18 protein-coding genes are annotated in these 17,535 nt (G+C 68.4%); 9 read left to right on the top strand and 9 right to left on the bottom strand.

The window, feature by feature from the left end; genetic code table 11:
* Nucleotides 1-71 precede the first annotated feature (71 nt).
* The 6 genes from DMB37_RS00310 to DMB37_RS00285 are packed head-to-tail and all read right to left on the bottom strand — an operon-like array spanning nt 72 to nt 5,698.
* The gene (locus DMB37_RS00310) at nt 72-1,667 is read right to left on the bottom strand and encodes an acyl-CoA synthetase (protein WP_135230900.1); all 1,596 of its coding nucleotides are present in this window, start codon (nt 1,665-1,667) and stop codon (nt 72-74) included.
* 24 nt (nt 1,668-1,691) lie between these two features.
* The gene (locus DMB37_RS00305; RefSeq protein WP_135230899.1) at nt 1,692-2,933 is read right to left on the bottom strand and encodes a hypothetical protein; all 1,242 of its coding nucleotides are present in this window, start codon (nt 2,931-2,933) and stop codon (nt 1,692-1,694) included.
* 5 nt (nt 2,934-2,938) lie between these two features.
* On the bottom strand, nt 2,939-3,487 hold the full coding sequence (locus tag DMB37_RS00300; RefSeq protein ID WP_135230898.1) for a nuclear transport factor 2 family protein: 549 nt from the start codon (nt 3,485-3,487) through the stop codon (nt 2,939-2,941).
* Nucleotides 3,487-3,693 carry a ferredoxin gene (locus DMB37_RS00295; protein ID WP_135230897.1) on the bottom strand — a complete coding sequence of 69 codons (207 nt, stop codon included), beginning with the start codon at nt 3,691-3,693 and terminating at the stop codon, nt 3,487-3,489. The genes DMB37_RS00300 and DMB37_RS00295 overlap by 1 nt, the downstream gene beginning before the upstream one ends.
* Complete coding sequence (locus DMB37_RS00290) at nt 3,690-4,496, bottom strand: SDR family oxidoreductase (protein ID WP_135230896.1); 807 nt, start codon at nt 4,494-4,496, stop codon at nt 3,690-3,692. Before DMB37_RS00290 ends, DMB37_RS00295 begins: the two co-directional genes overlap by 4 nt.
* Complete coding sequence (locus DMB37_RS00285) at nt 4,496-5,698, bottom strand: cytochrome P450 (protein WP_135230895.1); 1,203 nt, start codon at nt 5,696-5,698, stop codon at nt 4,496-4,498. The genes DMB37_RS00290 and DMB37_RS00285 overlap by 1 nt, the downstream gene beginning before the upstream one ends.
* A gap of 300 nt (nt 5,699-5,998) precedes the next feature.
* On the opposite strand from DMB37_RS00285, the gene DMB37_RS00280 reads away from it, so the two are divergent.
* From DMB37_RS00280 to DMB37_RS00255, 6 genes are read left to right on the top strand one after another with little or no spacing between them, the layout of a single operon-like run.
* On the top strand, nt 5,999-7,468 hold the full coding sequence (locus tag DMB37_RS00280) for an aldehyde dehydrogenase (RefSeq protein WP_135230894.1): 1,470 nt from the start codon (nt 5,999-6,001) through the stop codon (nt 7,466-7,468).
* 15 nt (nt 7,469-7,483) lie between these two features.
* Nucleotides 7,484-8,233: an SDR family oxidoreductase gene (locus DMB37_RS00275; RefSeq protein ID WP_135230893.1), complete on the top strand. Its 750-nt coding sequence runs from the start codon at nt 7,484-7,486 to the stop codon at nt 8,231-8,233.
* Nucleotides 8,230-9,099, top strand: a complete 870-nt coding sequence (locus tag DMB37_RS00270; protein ID WP_135230892.1) for an NAD(P)-dependent oxidoreductase — start codon at nt 8,230-8,232, stop codon at nt 9,097-9,099. The genes DMB37_RS00275 and DMB37_RS00270 overlap by 4 nt, the downstream gene beginning before the upstream one ends.
* Entirely contained in the window at nt 9,096-9,500 is a 405-nt protein-coding gene (locus tag DMB37_RS00265; RefSeq protein WP_135230891.1) for a carboxymuconolactone decarboxylase family protein, read from the top strand. The genes DMB37_RS00270 and DMB37_RS00265 overlap by 4 nt, the downstream gene beginning before the upstream one ends.
* Before the next feature lie 11 nt (nt 9,501-9,511).
* The gene (locus DMB37_RS00260) at nt 9,512-10,981 is read left to right on the top strand and encodes an FAD-dependent oxidoreductase (RefSeq protein WP_135230890.1); all 1,470 of its coding nucleotides are present in this window, start codon (nt 9,512-9,514) and stop codon (nt 10,979-10,981) included.
* A gap of 25 nt (nt 10,982-11,006) precedes the next feature.
* Nucleotides 11,007-11,585: a TetR family transcriptional regulator gene (locus DMB37_RS00255; protein ID WP_135230889.1), complete on the top strand. Its 579-nt coding sequence runs from the start codon at nt 11,007-11,009 to the stop codon at nt 11,583-11,585.
* A 63-nt stretch (nt 11,586-11,648) separates the two neighbouring features.
* Here the strand turns inward: DMB37_RS00255 and DMB37_RS00250 are convergent, their stop codons facing one another.
* Nucleotides 11,649-12,398, bottom strand: a complete 750-nt coding sequence (locus DMB37_RS00250) for an SDR family oxidoreductase (protein WP_135230888.1) — start codon at nt 12,396-12,398, stop codon at nt 11,649-11,651.
* 113 nt (nt 12,399-12,511) lie between these two features.
* On the opposite strand from DMB37_RS00250, the gene DMB37_RS00245 reads away from it, so the two are divergent.
* The gene (locus DMB37_RS00245; protein WP_206055139.1) at nt 12,512-14,098 is read left to right on the top strand and encodes a GMC family oxidoreductase; all 1,587 of its coding nucleotides are present in this window, start codon (nt 12,512-12,514) and stop codon (nt 14,096-14,098) included.
* Between the two features lie 14 nt (nt 14,099-14,112).
* On the opposite strand, the gene DMB37_RS00240 is transcribed toward DMB37_RS00245, so the two are convergent.
* The gene (locus DMB37_RS00240) at nt 14,113-14,460 is read right to left on the bottom strand and encodes a DoxX family protein (protein WP_135230887.1); all 348 of its coding nucleotides are present in this window, start codon (nt 14,458-14,460) and stop codon (nt 14,113-14,115) included.
* Nucleotides 14,461-14,596: 136 nt separating this feature from the next.
* Between DMB37_RS00240 and DMB37_RS00235 the strand changes: the two genes are divergently transcribed.
* Together DMB37_RS00235 and DMB37_RS00230 are read left to right on the top strand one after the other, a co-directional pair.
* Nucleotides 14,597-15,472, top strand: coding sequence for a sigma-70 family RNA polymerase sigma factor (locus DMB37_RS00235; protein WP_135230886.1), 876 nt, complete (start codon nt 14,597-14,599; stop codon nt 15,470-15,472).
* 193 nt (nt 15,473-15,665) lie between these two features.
* The gene (locus tag DMB37_RS00230) at nt 15,666-16,886 is read left to right on the top strand and encodes a CdaR family transcriptional regulator (protein WP_135230885.1); all 1,221 of its coding nucleotides are present in this window, start codon (nt 15,666-15,668) and stop codon (nt 16,884-16,886) included.
* Here the strand turns inward: DMB37_RS00230 and DMB37_RS00225 are convergent.
* Entirely contained in the window at nt 16,804-17,352 is a 549-nt protein-coding gene (locus tag DMB37_RS00225) for a 4Fe-4S cluster-binding domain-containing protein (RefSeq protein ID WP_240772467.1), read from the bottom strand. The two genes, DMB37_RS00230 and DMB37_RS00225, sit on opposite strands and share 83 nt — an antisense overlap.
* Nucleotides 17,353-17,535 lie beyond the last annotated feature (183 nt).

The following is a 17,535-nucleotide window of genomic DNA, read 5'->3' as shown; positions in this document are numbered from 1 at the left end:
GGGCCGGACCTTGCCACCGAATTAGAACATGTTCCTATTGCGTGGGGTGGACGTTCGCGCAGGCTCATGGCTCAGTCCGTGTGGTAATCCGGGGCGCGCTGGGTCGTAACGTCCTTGGCCCACCGGTAGTCCGGTTTGCCGCTGGGGGCTCGGACCACGCTCTCGGTCACCCAGATCTTCTTGGGCACCTTGTATCCGGCGAGGTGCCGACGCACATGCTCGGTCAGCGCCGCGAAGTCGACCGGCTCTGCGACGGAGACCACGGCGGCGACCTGCCACCCCCATCGCTCGTGCGGGACACCGACCACCACCGCGTCGTAGATCCCGTCGTGCGCCTTCACCACCGCCTCGACCTCTTCGACGAACACCTTCTCGCCGCCGGTATTGATCACCATGTTGCCGCGCCCGAGCAACGTGACCGACCCGTCCACCTCGATCCGCGCACGATCGTCGGTGACCACGATGCGCGCACCGTCGACGGTCTTGAACAGCTTGCCGGTCTTCACCGGATCTTTGTAGTAGCCGAGCGGCACCGACCCGGTCTTCGCCAGCCACCCTTCCTCGCCGGGCTGCACCGGACGTCCGTCGTCGTCCACCACCAGCGAACCGCGCCCCGTCTGCACGCGCGGCCCGCGACCCGGGTTGTCGTCCTTCTGCGCGAACCCTATTCCGCCGAAGCCGGTTTCGGACGAACCGATCGAGTCGGTGACGACCAGCGACGGAAACAGTTCCAGCAGTGCGTTCTTCACCGGCTGCGACAGCAGCGCGGCACCCGAGCCGATGGCGATCAAGCCTGCGGCGTCGACGGGCGCGGCCCGGTAGGCGTCGATCAGTGGCCGCGCCATGGCGTCGCCGGTGATGACCATGACCTGCGGGCGGTGCCGAGCGACCGCCTGCCACACTCGATTCGCGTCGAACCGTGGTTCGAACAACACCGCGTTACCCGACCACAGCGCGGTGAAGGTCGGCATCATGGCGGCCGCGTGGATCAGCGGCGGCAGCACGAACCAGGTGCTCTGCTGACCTTGCGCGCCGACGCGGGACTGCTCGTACTCGTCGGCCACCGGAACGCCGGTGTAGAAGTCGATGCCGCCGCCGAGCACTCGCCACATGTCTTCCTGGCGCCACATCACGCCCTTCGGCAGCCCCGTGGTGCCGCCGGTGTACATCATGAACAGGTCGTCGGCGCTGCGCTCCGGGAAGGCTCGCTCGGCCGGACCCGCGGCGAGAGCGTCTTCGTAGTGCACGGCGTCGACCGGTGCCACGGTGCCGTCCGGCACCACGATCCGGTGTCGCAGCGAAGGCACCCCGGCCGCGGCGGCGTGCACCGCCTCGGCGTAGCAGGCGTGATAGACCAGCGCCTCGAGGTCCGCGTTGTCGTAGACATACCGCAGTTCCTCGACGCCGTAGCGATAGTTGATATTGATGGGGACGGCTCGGATCTTGAAGCAGGCGAGCAGCGTCTCCATCGTCTCGATGCTGTTGTGCATCTGGAACCCGATATGGGTGCACGCGCGGAGACCGGCCGAAGACAGATGCGCGGCAAGCCGATTGGCGCGCGCGTCGAGTTCGGCGAAGGTCAGTCTGCGGTCACCTTCGCGCAGTGCCACCCGATCGGGCATCGCGTCGACGGAATGTTCGAACAGGTCGGCGAAGTTACGGGCCACGGCGATTCACTTTCTCGATACTTCTCACACCACCGTCAGCGGCAAGGGGATACCACGATCGGTGAAGGCAAAGGCTGCGCCGCCACTGAATCGGGTCAGCGCGACATCCGACGACTCGCGGAACGACTTGTCCGTGCGGGTGATCTCGATGGTCAGCGCACGCGCGCCGGAATCGGTGGTGCGCGCGGCGAATCGGGGGTTCACGCCGCGGGCCATCGCGTCGATCGGCGCGAGATGCTCGGCATCGATCAACGCGGGCCAGACGCCGTCCGCTACGGCGCCACTGTCCCGCGGAATCGTCAGCTGGACAATGTCCTCGGTCGCCAGCACGCGAACACCCGTATAGGACAATGGGTTCCACGCCGGATGCAAGCGCAGGACAGTGGCCAGCGCGGCCATGTCGTCGCCGAGATGCAGGCCCTTGCGCAATCTTTCGGCGGTGAGCCCGGCGATGCCCGCGAACTGCTTGCGGCCGATCTCGATCGCCGCGTCCGGCTCGAGCCGGCCCCGCACCGCGATCAGGAAACCCAGGGCGAGCAGATGATGTTGCAGGCACACCTCGTCCGCCATGCGGATCAGCGCCGATTTCGAGAAGTCCGCGAAGCGCAGATCGCTCAACAGCGGGCCCGCGTAGTCGGCCTGCCCCTCGTCGTCGGGATCGATGTCGGCCAGCTCCAGTCGCGCGGCGGCGGAGTCCGCCACCAGGTCTGCGTTGGGCGGTACCGGCGGCGGGACGTGCGCGGCGTCGATGGTGACCGTCCACGCACACATGGGTTTCCGGTCGGCCGGGCGGCGCGGCGGCCGATGGATCGGCCGGACCTGCGCGTGCGGGTTGGTCGCCAGCGCGGTGGCGTCGAACGTCGGATCCTCGATGTCATGGCACATGCCGACCACGAAGTCGTCCCCCATCGGCTCCACATCCAGCAGCGCACCGCAGTGGTCGAGCCAGAACTCGCCGTGGTCGCGGTCATCGACGCGGAACCGGAAATCCATGAATTGCGGCGGTGCGCCGATGTCGAGCTGTAAGCCCTTGAAGATGGTCACCACATCGTCACCGGTAAAGCCGAACGCGCGCTGCATGCGCCGCGTGTAGACCGGGCTGGCGAGCTGCCACTCCTCGATCGCGACGGCGGTCATCTCGGACCGGCCGAAGGCCGCGATGGTGTGCGCCATGCCGGACCGGTCGATCAGGTGCCCGGACAGCAGCAGTTCCGGCAGCAGCGTCGCGAGCCGTGCCCGCGACAGCTGCTCGAAGTTACTCGACATCGGTGTCACCACAACGAGGCCGGGGCCTGACCGATGGGATACCACCCGGGCAGCGGGCCGGCCATCGACCGTTCGATGCGCTGCTGCATGCCCGCGGGCAGCACCTTGCCGGTGATCATTTCCATGAACATGTGCGAGACATTGCCGAAGTCGAAAAAGTCGCGCTGCCACGACCATTGGAAGTCGCCGCCGTAGCGGAACCAGCTGCCGCCGATGCCCTCGGGTGAATAGTGGCGCCCGTCGGGCCGTTTCACCTCGGAGATCTGTTTCCAGAAGCCGATGACGGTGCCGCTGCGGTCGTCGATGACGAACTCCTGGTACGGGTAGGTCCAGCCGTCGAGCCCCTGCATCTCCTGCCCCAGGGCGAGGTCGCGGATCTCCGCGCGGCCGACCGCCATGAATTCTTGGGTGGGGCCGTAGTTCCAGCCGTAGGTGGCGTCCTCGGTGTACATCTCGGCCAGCGGTTTCCAGTCGCCCTTCTCCTCGCAGCGCTGGTTCTCCAGCTGCCACCGCCGGACCATCTCGTCCAGTTCGTCGCGTGCGAAACTCGCCATTACCGTGCACCTTCCGTGGAAACGATCGACAGGGCCTGGGTCGGGCAATACTTGACCGCTCGCTCAATGTCGGCGCGGGCGGCCGGATCCGGTGTGTCCACCAGGATTTCGACCTTGCCGCGCTTGGGCACCCGGAACGCGTCCGGTGCCTCGTCCTGACATACGGCGTGGCCCTGACACAGGTCCAGATCGGCGATGACTCTCACTGTTGGCTCCCGCCTTGTTCGTTCGACAGCTCCCGCAACGGCGCCTCCGGCTGGACCTCGACCAGCACGAGGTGGGCACCGCGCGGCGTGGACACGACGGCGACCACCGCGGCGGCCAGGTCGCGCGGGCGCAGCATGATCGGATGCCGCGCGAAACCCCAGTCCTTCCACGCATTCAGCAGCGGCCCGACGACTTCGGGGGTGGAGTCCATGCCCATGCCGGTGAGCGTCGGCCCTGGACGCACCACCGAAGCCCGAATACCGGTGCCCTCCAGCTCCATTCGCATCTGCACGGCCATCGCCTCCAGCCCCGCTTTGGCCGCGCTGTAGGCGCCGGTGCGCGGCCGGGGCTCCGGTGCGCAGTCCGAGCCGATCAACACGACGTCGCCGCGGCGGCGCTCGAGCATGCCGGGCAACACCCGGTGCACCAGCCGATGCGCGCCCCCCAGGTGCACCTGGACTTGATGCAGGAACCGCTCCGGGTCCATCTCGTGCACCGGCGAGAACTCGATGTCCCCGGCGCTGGACACCAGAATCTCGATGGGGCCCAGCGCGTTTTCGGCGGCCGCCACGAATTCATCGATCGACGCCGCATCGGTGACGTCCAGCCGGTGCGCGAAGGCCTCGCCGCCGTCGGCGCGAATCTTGTCCGCCAGGTCCTCGCACTGCTCGACCCGGCGCGCGCCCAGCGCGACGGGATAGCCGAGGTCGGCCAGCGCGACCGCGGTGGCGGCACCGATGCCGGAGGACGCACCGGCCACCAGCACCGGCCTGCGCGCGGGATGAGGTTCGAAACGCGCCACTATCTCGCCTCCACCACGATGGGAAGGTGCGCGAAGCCGCGCACATTCGAGGAGTGCACCCGCACGATGCCCGCCTCGGCGACGTCATAGGACCGCACCCGGGCCGCGAACTCCCGCAGCGCGACCGCCGCCTCCAGCCGGGCCAGGTGCGCGCCGAGGCAGTAGTGCACGCCCGCACCGAAACTCGCCAGGCCCGCCTTGTCGGCCCGGTCGATGCGGTAGGTGTCGCCGTCGTCGAAGACGGCGGGATCGCGGTTGGCCGAGCCGATCAGCAGCAGCACCTTGGCGCCCGCTGGGATGGTGTCGCCGTAGTAGTCCAAATCGACGGTGGCCGAGCGCGCGATCACCTGGCTGGAGGTGTCGTAGCGCAGCGTCTCCTCCACCCAGTCCGTGACGTGCGCGGGTTCCGCCGCGACCTTCGCGTACTCCCCCGGGTTGCGCGCGCCCCAGTACAGCGCGTTGCCCAGCAGCTTCGTCGTGGTCTCGTTGCCCGCCACCACCATCAGGAACAGGAACCCGATGATCTCCTCGTCGGACAGTGTGTCGCCGCCGATTTCGGCATCCAGCAGCGCCGAGGTGAGATCGTCGGTCGGCGTGCGCCTGCGCTCGGCCACCATCTCGGTGTAGTAGGTGAGCAGTTTGATCGACGACTCCACGGCCGCCTGCGGGATGTCCAGCACGCCGTCTTCGCGGTGCACGACGAGGTCGGCGAGCCTGCGGATTTCGACGCGGTCACTCGCGGGCACGCCCATCAGCTCGGAGATGACGTCCATCGGCAGCTTGCCCGCCACCTCGTCGATCCAGTCGAAAGCGCCGGTGGCGACCGCGGGTTCGAGGTAGGACAGCGTCAATTCCTTGATCCGGCCCTGCATTTCGGCCACCCGCTTGGGCGTGAACCCCTTGTAGACCAGCCGCCGCATGCGCAGGTGCCGCGGGTCGTCCATGGCCAGGAACGACATCACCCGATGCGCGTGCGGGCCCCAGGCGGCCGGATCGAGGGAAACCCCGTTGGCACTGGACAACCGGACGCTGTCGCGGAAGCCTGCCGTCACGTCGGCATGCCGGGACAACGCCCAGAAGTCCAGCTCGGCGTTGTGGTAGAGCGGCGCCTCGGTGCGCAGCCGCTGATACGTCGGGTACGGGTCCTCGTGGAACCGGTAGTCGTAGGGATCGAACGTCAAGGGTTCCAACGCGGCCGTCACGTCAACCACCCCGGCTTCGAGAACAAGTTCTCCCGAGCGATATCGGGCCGTCCGGATAGCGGAGGCAGATAACTGGACATGTGTCTGGACAGTACCACCGGCCCACACCTCCGACAACGGTTCCGCTGGTTTACCAACACCATTGCGCACAATTCGGCCGACCCGCCCGGGAACCGCAGAGATTCCACGACGACCGCGCGACGGATGAACCAGAATGGCAGAGTTAGAACGTGTTCTTGCCAGAAATCGCCGCTTGAGACTACATTCCGTACATGTGTCCAGACAGCATCGGAGCAACGCATGAGTAGCCTGCTGCCCGCCGACGGTGCGCGCCTGCTGATCGGCGGCAAGCTGGTCGAGGGCGGCGGCGGAGTCTTCGCCACCCTCGACCCGGCGACCGAGGAGGTGCTCGGGCACGCCGCGAACGCCGACGTCACTGACCTCGACGCGGCGGTGGCCGCCGCCCGCACCGCGTTCGACGAGACCGACTGGTCACGCGACCCGGCCTTCCGAGCGCACTGCCTCGAACAGCTGCGCACCGCCTTGCAATCGCACGTCGAAGAACTACGCGAACTCACCATCGCCGAGGCGGGCGCGCCGGCCATGTTCACCCGCGGCCCGCAGCTGGAGGGCCCGATCGCCGACCTCGCCTACTCGGCCTCGCTGGCCGAAACCTACAGCTGGGAAACCGATCTCGGCACCGCGGCGCCGATGGGCATCAAGACCCGCCGGGTGCTGCGCCGCGAGCCCGTCGGGGTGGTCGGCGCGATCACCCCGTGGAACTTCCCGCACCAGATCACCTTCGCAAAGCTCGGTCCCGCCCTCGCCGCCGGGAACACCGTGGTGCTCAAGCCCGCGCCGGACACACCGTGGTGCGCGGCGGCGGTCGGCGCGATCCTGGCCGAGGAGACCGACATTCCGGCCGGCGTGGTGAATATCGTGACCGGCGCCGACCACGGGCTCGGCGCGCGCCTCACCGAGGATCCCCGGGTCGATCTGATCAGCTTCACCGGTTCGACGCAGACCGGGCGCGCCGTGATGCGCGGCGCCGCAACGACACTCAAGAAGGCGTTCCTGGAACTGGGCGGCAAGTCGGCGTTCATCGTGCTCGACGACGCGAATATCGCCGGAGCCTGTGCGGTGGCGGCGTTTTCGGTGTGCGTGCACGCGGGTCAGGGCTGCGCGATCACCACTCGGCTACTCGTCCCGCGGGCGTCCTACGACGAGGCGGTACAGGCCGCCGCCGGGACGCTCTCGGGTATCACACCTGGTGATCCGGCAGATTCGCGGACGGTGTGCGGACCACTCATCTCGGCGCGCCAGCGCGACCGGGTGCAGCGCTACCTCGACATCGCACGGTCCGAGGGCGGCCGCATCGTGGTCGGCGGCGGCCGGCCGGCGAATCGCGAACGCGGCTTCTTCATCGAACCGACCCTGATCGCGGACGTGCCGAACAGCGCGACCGTCGCGCAGGAGGAGATCTTCGGCCCGGTGCTGGTCGTCATCCCCTACGACGGCGACGACGACGCCATCCGGCTGGCCAACGACTCCCCCTACGGGCTGTCCGGCTCGGTGTGGGGCACCGACCCGGAACGGATTCGCCACGTCACCAACGGCGTACGGACCGGGACGTTGAGCGTGAACGGCGGCGTCTGGTACTCCGCCGACGCACCGTTCGGCGGCTACAAGCAGTCCGGCATCGGCCGGGAGATGGGCATCGCCGGGTTCGAGGAGTACCTGGAAACCAAGCTGATCGCGACCGCTGGATAAGAGGAGCACACCGCCATGGCCCGTTTCACGGGAAGATCCGTCATCGTCACCGGTGCCGCGCAGGGCATCGGCGCCGTCTACGCCGCCGCGCTGGCCGCCGAAGGCGCGAAAGTCGTTGTCGCCGACAAGAATGCCGAGGGCGGTCAGGCGACGGTGGAGAAGATCACCGCCGACGGCGGCACCGCGCTGTTCGGCATGGTCGACGTGGCCGATCCCGAATCCGCTACCGCCCTGGCCGAACTGACGGTCGCCGAGTACGGCGGCATCGACCACCTCGTCAACAACGCCGCCATCTACGGCGAGATGAAGCTCAACCTGCTGCTCACCGTGCCGTGGGACTACTACAAGAAGTTCATGAGCGTGAACATGGACGGCGCGCTGAACATGACCCGCGCCGTCTGGCCGCACATGCGCAAGACCGGCGGGTCGATCGTCAACCAATCCTCCACCGCCGCATGGACGTACTCCAGCTTCTACGGCCTGGCCAAGGTCGGCGTCAACGGCCTGACCCAGCAGCTCGCCTTCGAGCTCGGCGGCTCGAACATCCGGATCAACGCCATCGCACCGGGTCCCATCGACACCGACGCGACGAAGACGGTGACGCCGGCGGCCATCGTGGCGGACATGGTGAACCGGTTGCCGCTCAAGCGAATGGGCACACCGGCCGACCTGGTCGGCGCGTGCCTGTATTTGCTGTCCGACGAAGCAGGCTGGGTCACCGGTCAGATCTTCAATGTCGACGGCGGACAGGTCTTTCGTTCATGACCGACACCCAGCTCGGCTTCATCGGGCTCGGCGCCATGGGTGCGCCGATGGCCAAGCGGCTGCTGAAGTGGCCGGGCGGGCTGACCGTCTGCGATGTGCGCGCCGACGCGGTGCTGCCGTACACCGAGGCCGGTGCCGGAGCCGCCGCCGCACCAGCCGAGCTCGCCGCGCGGGCCTCGGTCATCTCGGTCGCCGTGGTGGACGACGCACAAGTGCGCGACGTAATCACCGGCCCCGAGGGATTACTGCGCAGCGCTGCTCCCGGCACCGTGGTGGCGGTGCACTCGACGATCAGCGACCGCACCGCCGAGCAGCTCGCGGCCGAATGCGCCACGCACGAGGTGGAATTCGTCGACGCGCCGGTCAGCGGCGGCGCACCGGGCGCGAACAAGGGCACCCTCGCGGTGATGGTCGGCGGCAGCGACGCGGCCTACGAACGAGTCCGCGCACCCTTCGAATGCTTCGCCGATCTGATCGTGCACGCAGGCCCGGTCGGTGCGGGCACGCGAATGAAGCTGGCCCGCAACCTACTCCATTTCATCGCATTCACTGCCGCCACCGAGGCACAGCGGCTGGCGGAGGCCGCCGGACTCGACATCACCGTGCTCGGCAAGGTGGTGCGGCACTCCGATGCCGTCACCGGCGGGCCGGGCGCCATCATGCTGCGCGACCGCACCGCACCGATCGAAGAGGGCGACTTCTGGCTGCCGATCCTGCGGCACGTGCGCGATCTCGGCGAGAAGGACCTCGGTCTCGCGCTCGAACTCGGTGCCCGGCTCGGCATCCCACTCCCCCTGTCCGAACTCGCGCTCGAACGGCTCGGTCCCGGGCTCGGCGTTGGCACATCCGAAAGGCAATCCTCATGAGCGACAACGGTTCCGCCGAGTCCGTGCGCCAACGCGGCCTGGCCAAGATGGCCGAGGTGTACGGCACCGAGTTCCAGGACTACCCCGGCAGCCACTTCGCGGTCACCGCCGACCATCTCTTCGCCGACATCTGGTCGCGGGCCGCGCTGTCCATCCGGGACCGGCGGTTGCTGCTGCTGGGCGCGCTCACCGCGCAGGGCGCCATCGACACCGCAGGCATCCAGATCGGCGCCGCGCTGCGCAACGAGGAGCTCACCGAGGAGCAGCTGCACGAGATCGCGGTCTTCCTCTGCCACTACGTCGGTTGGCCGAACGGCACCAAACTGGACCTGCTGGTGGGCACCATAGTGGCGCAACAGAAAAAGGCCGCCAGGAAGCAAGAAGCCGACCGCACCGAGTGAAGGACCGAAACATGTCTGATGCCAACACCCTTCGGCCACGACGCGCGAGCAGCATCACCGAATGGGACCTGCACGCCGATGTAGTCGTGGCCGGTTACGGCATCGCCGGGGTCTGCGCCGCGATCGAGGCTGCCCGCGCGGGCGCCGAGGTGCTGATCCTGGAACGCACCGGCGGCTGGGGTGGCGCGGCCGCGATGGCGGGTGGCTTCATCTACCTCGGCGGCGGCACCCCGCTACAACAGGCCCTCGGCTTCGAGGACACGCCGGAGAACATGGAGACCTTCCTGCTCGCGGCGCTCGGACCCGGCGTGGACAAAGCCAAGATCGCCGACTACTCGCGCGGCAGCGTCGAGCACTACAACTGGCTCGTCTCGTGCGGTGTGCCGTTCCGGGAGGCCTTCTGGGGTGAACCCGGATGGGAGCCGCCGCACGACGAGGGCCTGATGTACTCCGGCGGCGAGAACGCCGCCCCGTTCAACGCGATCGCGAAACCCGCGCCGCGCGGACACGTTCCGCAGTTCGCCGACAAGAAGATCGGCCGTAGGAGCGGCGGCTACATGCTGATGAAGCCGCTGGCCGAGACCGCCGAATCACTCGGTGTCGCAGTCGAATACGACCTGCGGATCGGCCGGCTGGTGGTGGACGACGACGATCGCGTGGTCGGTGTGCTGGCCAAACGCTACGGCAAAGAACTCGCCATCCGCGCCGACCGCGGAATCGTCTTGGCCACCGGCAGTTTCGCGTACCACCAGCAGATGATCGAGGGGTATGCGCCACGCCTGATCGGCAGGCCCGCCGCCGCGATCGAGGAGCACGACGGCATCGGCATCCGGCTCGCGCAGGCCCTCGGGGCGGAGCTGGCGCACATGGACGCGACCGAGGTCGCCTTCTTCGGCGACCCGCAGCTGATGGCCCGCGGCATTCTGGTGAACGGGCGCGGCCAGCGGTTCATCGCCGAGGACACCTACCCGGGCCGGATCGGCCAGGCCGCGCTGATCCAGCAGGAGAACCAGGCCTTCCTGGTGATCGACGAGGCGTCCTACGAGGCCGGGCTGGCCACCGAGACCGCCACCCCGTTCTTCCGGCAGCCACCGACCTGGGCCGCCGAGACGGTCGCGGAGCTGGAGTCCGACATGGGCCTGCCGACGCTGGCGCTACAAGCCACGGTCGACTGCTACAACCTGCACGCCGCCGACGGCAAGGATCCGTTGCTGGGTAAGAAGCCGGAATGGGTTCGACCGCTGCAAGGTTCGCTGGCCGCGTTCGACATGCGGGGATACACGGCGGGTTTCACCCTGGGCGGGCTGCGCACCGATCTGGATTCCCGGGTGCTGCACGTCTCCGGCGAGCCGATTCCCGGCCTGTTCGCCGCTGGGCGCTGCACCTCCGGGCTGTGCGCGGGCGGGTACGTGAGCGGGGCTTCGCTGGGTGACGGCAGCTTCTACGGCCGCAGGGCCGGCATCGCCGCGGCGAAGAACTGACCTGCCCGTAGTAGTATCCAGACACATGTCCGAATCCGATCCCGTCCTCGTCGAGGCGACCCGCCGCAGGCTCTCCGGCAAGCAGGCCGACACCGTCGACAAGCTCACCAGGTCGGCGGTGGAAGTGCTTGCCCGCGAAGGGTTCGCCGGGATGACGATCCGGTTGGTCGCCGCGGCGGCAGGGGTCGGCACGGCCACCGCCTACACCTACTTTTCCTCGAAGGAACACCTGGTCGCCGAGATCTTCTGGCGGCGTTTGGTTTCCGCGCCGTCGCCGGCCAGCCAGGACCCGGACCCGACCGTCCGGGTGGTCGCCGAGCTGCGCGATATCGCGATGCTGGTCGCCGACGAGCAGGAGCTCTCCGGCGCGGTCACCAGCGCGCTGCTCGGCCGCGACCCCGACGTGGTGCATCTGCGCGGTCGCATCGGGACCGAGATCCGCAAGCGGATCATGCGGGCCCTCGGCCCGGACGCGGACCCGGACGTCGTCGAATCATTGGAGCTGCTCTACGCGGGCGCACTGGTGCGCGCGGGCATGGGCTACGCGTCCTACTCCGAGATCGCCGATCGCATCGAGAAGTCCGCGTTGCTCATCCTGAAGTAACGGCACCCAGCACGAGGTGGCGTGCCGAAGCGGGCGTCCAGGACTCGGCGGGCACCGGGAGCCTCACCGCCCGCCGGCCACATCGATGAACGAGCCGGTGACATACGAGGCCCGTTCGGACAACAGCCAGACAATGGCTTCGGCGACCTCCTCCGGCCGACCGCCGCGACGCATCGGCAGGCTCGGCGCGACGCGGTCGACGCGGCCCGGTTCGCCGCCCTGGGCGTGCATGTCGGTGTGGATGAAGCCCGGGCGCACCGCGTTCACTCGGATACCCTCCGCCGCGACTTCGACGGAGAGTCCACGGGTGAAGGTGTCCAGGGCGCCCTTGCTCGCGGCATAGTCGACGTACTCCCCCGCCGAACCCAGCCGGGCAGCGGCCGAGGACACATTGACGATCGCGCCTCCCCTACCGCCGTGCTCGGTGGACATGCGCTCGACGGCGTATTTCGCGCACAGCATCGGGGCGACGACATTGACCGTCATCACGCGGTGCAGCCGTTCGGCGTCGAGTTCGACGACCCGGCACTGGGTTTCGAGCGTGGCCGCGTTGTTGACCAAGCCGGCGAGCGTGCCGAGCTCGGCATCGACGGTCCGGAACAACGCAGCGATGTCGGCGGGGTCGCTCATGTCGGCACGTACCGCGAGCGCGCTGCCGCCGTCGGCGGCGATGTCGGCGACCACCGACTCCGCCGCTGCGCTGTCCGCCCGATAGGTCAGGCAGACGCGGTGGCCCGCACCCGCGAGCAGCCGGGCCGTCGCCGCGCCGATACCGCGGCTACCACCGGTGACGATCACTGTTCCCGCGTCCACTGTCGCTGTACCTCCATACTCGCCTGACTTACGTCCGGTTGTGCCGAAAGCGAACCATCGGCACACCTCATCCTCGTATCTTTGCCGTAGGCAGCGCAGATCGGAGTGGGACAGTGCAACCAGGTGGGCTTACCGCGGACTACGTGATCGTCGGCGCCGGATCCGCGGGCGCCGTGCTGGCGAACCGGCTCAGTGCCGATCCGAATACGTCGGTGGTGCTGCTGGAGGCAGGCCCACCGGACAAGAACAAGTTCGCCCATATTCCCGCCGGGTTCGCGAAACTCTTTCGCACCGAGCTGGATTGGGACTACCTCACCGAGCCGCAGCCCGAGCTGAAGAATCGGCAGATCTATTGGCCGCGCGGCAAGATGCTCGGCGGCTCCTCGTCGATGAACGCGATGATGTGGGTGCGTGGTTTCCGCGCCGACTACGACGAGTGGGGCTTGCTGGCGGGCGAGGAGTGGGGCTTCGCGGCCGCCGTCGAGCAGTTCCGCCGGATCGAAAACGTCCAGGACGCACAGTATCCGGACGAGGGCGCCAACGGTCCGTTGCACATCTCCCGGCAACGCAGTCCCCGCGCGCTGACCGCCGCCTATCTGACCGCAGTGCGGGAGGCGGGTTTCGAGGTCGAGCCGCCGAATCGGCCGGAGCCGGAAGGCTTCAGCGAGACCATGGTCACCCAGCACGGCGGCAGGCGGTGGAGCACCGCGGACGGATACCTGCGGCCCGCGATGCGGCGGCCGAACCTGACCGTCCGCACCGAGGCGCCCGCCACTCGGGTGCTGTTCGAGGGAACCCGCGCGGTCGGTGTCGAATACCACCAGGGCGGCGGCCCGCACACGGTCACCGCCCGCCGCGAGGTGGTGCTGTGCGGTGGCGCGATCAACAGCCCGCAGTTGCTGATGCTCTCGGGCATCGGTGATCGAGACGAGCTGGCGCGCCAGGGTATTCGCGCGCTGCGGCACGTGCCCGAGGTCGGCGCCAACCTCCAGGATCACCTCGTCGCCGGGGTCGGCTACGGCGTCGCCGCCGACTCGCTGTTCGGCGCCGAGAAGCCGCGCCAACTGCTCGACTACCTGCTGCGCCATCGCGGCATGCTCACCTCCAATGTCGGCGAGGCCTACGGATTCATTCGCAGCAACCCCGAACTGGACCTGCCCGACCTGGAGTTGATCTTCGCGCCTGCGCCGTTCTACTACGAGGGCCTGGTCGACCCGACCGAGCACGGCGTCATCCTGGCGACCGTGCTGCTGCGCCCGCACAGCCGCGGCCGGATCACCCTCGCCGCCCCGGATCCGGCCGCCAAGCCGGTGATCGACCCGCGCTACCTGTCCGACAGCGCGGGCGCCGACCGGGCCGCCCTCATGTCCGGCCTGCGCACCTGCGCCGAGATCGCCGCCACGCCGGCCATGAAAGCCGTACTTGGCCCGATCATCTACCCGCCGCAGGCCCCCGCCGAACTCGAAGCCACCCTCGAACTCGCGCTGAACGGCTACTCGCACACCCTCTATCACCCGGTCGGCACCTGCCGGATGGGCACCGACGCGGCCAGCGTCGTCACCCCGCACCTGGAAGTGCGTGGCGTACAAGGCCTTCGCGTCGCCGATGCCTCCGTCATGCCGCTGCTCATCCGCGGCCACACGCACGCGCCCGCCGTGTTCATCGGCGAGCAGGCGGCGAAGTTCATCCAGCAGGGCTAGGGCCTAGACGCCGGTCAGGCGAGCACGAACAGCACCAGCGACGCGGCGGCCAGTGCCAGATAGGGCATGGGGTAGCCGAGGTCGCCGTACCCGCGGGCGCGGAGGATGGTGATGATCGCGCCGATGAAGTAGAGAACCAGGCAGATCGCGGCGGCCAGCCCCAGCGGCGGAATGGCCAGGCCGACGAGCAGGCCGACGGCGCCCGCCGCCTTGATCACGGCCAACGGCATCAGCGTCCAATCCGGGATGCCATAGGTACGCATGTTGTCGCGCACCCATTGAGCACGGAAGACATCGACGCCGGACGCGATCAGCATGGCGGCCGCGGCGACGATGGTGACGATGACATAAGCGGTGGACATGGGTATACACCCTCCTGATGTGTGCTGCGACCGGTCTGCGATCGTGGTGTGGCGCCTCGGCGGCGCCGCACCGGAACAACCGGGCGCGGTGGGATCCGTCAACCATCTGACGGAGGGCGGAACGGAAAGGTGACCGATGCGGGCGCAGGACGTGCTGGCGCAGCGATTCGAGACCCATCGCGGCCATCTGCGCGCCGTCGCGTATCGGATGCTCGGGTCGCTCAGCGAGGCCGACGACGCCGTGCAGGAAGCCTGGCTGCGGCTGGCCCGCCAGGACAGCGACGAGGTGGCGAACCTGGCGGGCTGGCTCACCACGGTGGTGTCGCGGATCTGCCTGGACATGCTGCGGTCGCGGGCCGCACGGCGCGAGGAACCCGTCGACCTGCTCGCCGAACTCGGCGACGCCGCCTACGACAGCGACCCGGAACACGAGGCGGTGCTGATCGATTCGGTCGGCCGGGCGTTGCTCGTGGTGCTGGACACGCTGGGTCCCGACGAGCGGGTGGCGTTCGTGCTGCACGATCTGTTCGCCGTGCCGTTCGATCAGATCGCGCCGATCGTCGGGCGCAGCACCGCGACCACGAAGAAACTCGCCAGCCGCGCGCGTCAGCGGGCTCAGGGCGAAACCACCGCCACCGCAGCCGAACTCGCTGAGCAACGTCATGTGGTCGAGGCTTTCCTGACCGCCGCCCGCGGTGGCGACCTCGACGCGCTCCTCGCGGTGCTCGCCCCCGATGTGGTCCGCGTCGCCGATCCGGCCGCGCTGCCCGCCGGCATGCCTGCCGTGGTGCGCGGCGCCGGGGCAGTGGCGAAGGAAACCGTACTGCTGCAACGTCGTTCGCGGGTGGCGGCGCTGGCGCTGGTGAACGGCGCGGTCGGCATCCTCGTCGCCCCGCGCGGCACGTTGCTACTCGCCCTTGCGGTTACGGTGCGCGACGGCCGGGTCGCGGGGTACGAGGTGATCGCCGATCCGGCCCGCCTGCGCGAACTCGAAATCGCGGTGCTGGCGTAAAAAACCGTCCGAAGAGGTTTCAATAAATCAAACGACCAGTTCAATAGCCCCGATGCGCTGTGACGACGCACAAGGACCGACCGACCAGTCTGCAAGCCGCACACAGAACCTTGCGAATCGGTCCATCCCCGGAATGGAACGTTTAGTGTGAATGCGCCGCACAGTTATATTTCGGGGGCGGAAGGAGTCGTCAATGTCGATCGACAACTCGGCCCGGCAGAGCCTGACGCTCGCCGGCAAGCCGATGTCGTCCCCGCTCAAGGACGTTCGCGCGTTGTCACGCCAGATGGTCGGGCACTTCGTCGAAAACGTCATCCCCTGCGGGACCCTGCCCGCGGACGCGATCTCCGGCGACGTCACCACCATCACCCGGGTCTGCCTCGAGTTCGCGGTGAGCATGCTCGACGGCCAGGACATCCCGGAGAAGTTGCAGCGCCTACAGGACGCCGCGGCGGGCTGGGCGCGCGAGGGCGTGCCCATCGACACCATCCACCACTCCATCCACGAGGGCTTCAAGATGGGGCTGGACCTGGTGGTGTCCGACGCGTCCATCAAGGATTTCGACAGCCTGGTCGACGGCGCCAAGATGGTGCTGGAGATGCTGGACATGATCAGCTCGGCGATCTCGGTGGCCTACATCAAGGAACTGCGCTCGGTGGTCAGCGAGCACCACACCGCCGTGCACACGCTCACCTCCGCACTGCTCGGCGGGCACAGCACCTCCACCATGGCGCGCGAATGCGGGATCGCCATCGCGGCCTCGTATGCCGTACTGGCCGTGGCGATTCCGCCGCATCGCGAGGAACACAATCCGATGCTCGACAGCCAGGTGGTCGCGCGCCGCAAGCTCAGACGGGTGCAGGCCGAACTGGCCACCCGCTGCGGGGACAGCGCGCTGTCGCTGCTCAGCGTCGACGGCGGCACGATCCTCATCCCGTCGCCCACCTTCGACAACGCCGGCTACGACGCCCTGGTGACCCAGCTGTCGCACGCCGCCCAGGCCGGCATCACAGCGACCATGATCGAGGCCACCCCCGAGCAGATCCCCAACGCCGCCGACCAGGCGCACGAACTGCTCGACATGGTGCAGCGGCTCGAAGCGGTGGCCGGGCTGTACCGGTTCGACGAGCTCGCGCTCGAATACCAGCTCACCCGCCCGGGTCCGGGCCGCGAGTACCTCGGCCAGCTGCTGGACCCGCTCGACGAACACCCCGAGCTACTGGAAACCCTGCAACGTCATATCGCCAACAACCTCAACCGTCAGCGCACCGCGCGAGTCCTGCACGTGCACACCAACACCGTGGACTATCGCCTCAAGCGGATCGGTCAGCTCACCGGCTTCGACCCGTCCCAACCGTCCGGCCTGTGGTATCTGCGCTCGGCGTTGGTCGCCCGCAGCTATCGCACGACGTGAGGTCGTCCGCGAAAGGCGCTCCGGCATAACGTGTCATACCGAGCGCGGAGCCGACGACGACGCGCCGGACCGCCGGACCGGACGACCCGGCATCGCGCCCCTCGAACTGCTCGGCGACCAGTGCATCCACCGACGCGCTCAGCCAGGGCAGCCGCTCATCCAGCACGGCGGTCGACCGACCGGAGTACAGCAGCAGATCGACCGGGCGGGTCAACCCTGTTCGCCACGTGTTGACTCCGTCGATCAGGGCACGTAGCGCCACCGGCCGGTCGGTCGGCTCGCCGCCGCAGATCGTGACGCCGTCGATCCGGTCGACGGGCAACTCACGCAGCCAGTCGAGTACCGCTTCGACACCGCAGCGGGTCGATTCGTCGAACACCCAGGTGTGTCCCGCGAGACAGTCGCGGCAGAAGATCCGGCAGCCGGGCAGCCATACCTCCGCGCGAACCCCATAACCGATGTCCACCACCGGAAATCGCAGCCGCGACACCAGCAACGCGGCGCTGTCCGGGTGCCGACTCGAGTGCACGTCCTTCTCCCCTGTGTCATGCCGACGGGCACTCCCGTGGCCTCATCCAGTGAGTCTCGTGGCACCGGTGCCCACTGTCTGTCCGCTGAACACTCGACACCTATGTCCATGATCCGGGAC

Source organism: Nocardia sp. CS682 (genome assembly GCF_004634405.1).
GTDB classification, from domain to species: Bacteria; Actinomycetota; Actinomycetes; order Mycobacteriales; family Mycobacteriaceae; genus Nocardia; species Nocardia ninae.
This window is presented reverse-complemented; position numbering and strand designations above follow the sequence as displayed.

Bases quoted from the DNA above. Each gene is read 5' to 3' on its own strand.
- DMB37_RS00305 (WP_135230899.1), bottom strand. From the start codon at position 2,933: ATGTCGAGTAACTTCGAGCAGCTGTCGCGGGCACGGCTCGCGACGCTG.
- DMB37_RS00240 (WP_135230887.1), bottom strand. From the start codon at position 14,460: ATGTCCACCGCTTATGTCATCGTCACCATCGTCGCCGCGGCCGCCATG.
- DMB37_RS00255 (WP_135230889.1), top strand. From the start codon at position 11,007: ATGTCCGAATCCGATCCCGTCCTCGTCGAGGCGACCCGCCGCAGGCTC.
- DMB37_RS00230 (WP_135230885.1), top strand. From the start codon at position 15,666: ATGTCGATCGACAACTCGGCCCGGCAGAGCCTGACGCTCGCCGGCAAG.
- DMB37_RS00265 (WP_135230891.1), top strand. From the start codon at position 9,096: ATGAGCGACAACGGTTCCGCCGAGTCCGTGCGCCAACGCGGCCTGGCC.
- DMB37_RS00260 (WP_135230890.1), top strand. From the start codon at position 9,512: ATGTCTGATGCCAACACCCTTCGGCCACGACGCGCGAGCAGCATCACC.
- DMB37_RS00280 (WP_135230894.1), top strand. From the start codon at position 5,999: ATGAGTAGCCTGCTGCCCGCCGACGGTGCGCGCCTGCTGATCGGCGGC.
- DMB37_RS00235 (WP_135230886.1), top strand. From the start codon at position 14,597: ATGCGGGCGCAGGACGTGCTGGCGCAGCGATTCGAGACCCATCGCGGC.
- DMB37_RS00300 (WP_135230898.1), bottom strand. From the start codon at position 3,487: ATGGCGAGTTTCGCACGCGACGAACTGGACGAGATGGTCCGGCGGTGG.
- DMB37_RS00270 (WP_135230892.1), top strand. From the start codon at position 8,230: ATGACCGACACCCAGCTCGGCTTCATCGGGCTCGGCGCCATGGGTGCG.
- DMB37_RS00275 (WP_135230893.1), top strand. From the start codon at position 7,484: ATGGCCCGTTTCACGGGAAGATCCGTCATCGTCACCGGTGCCGCGCAG.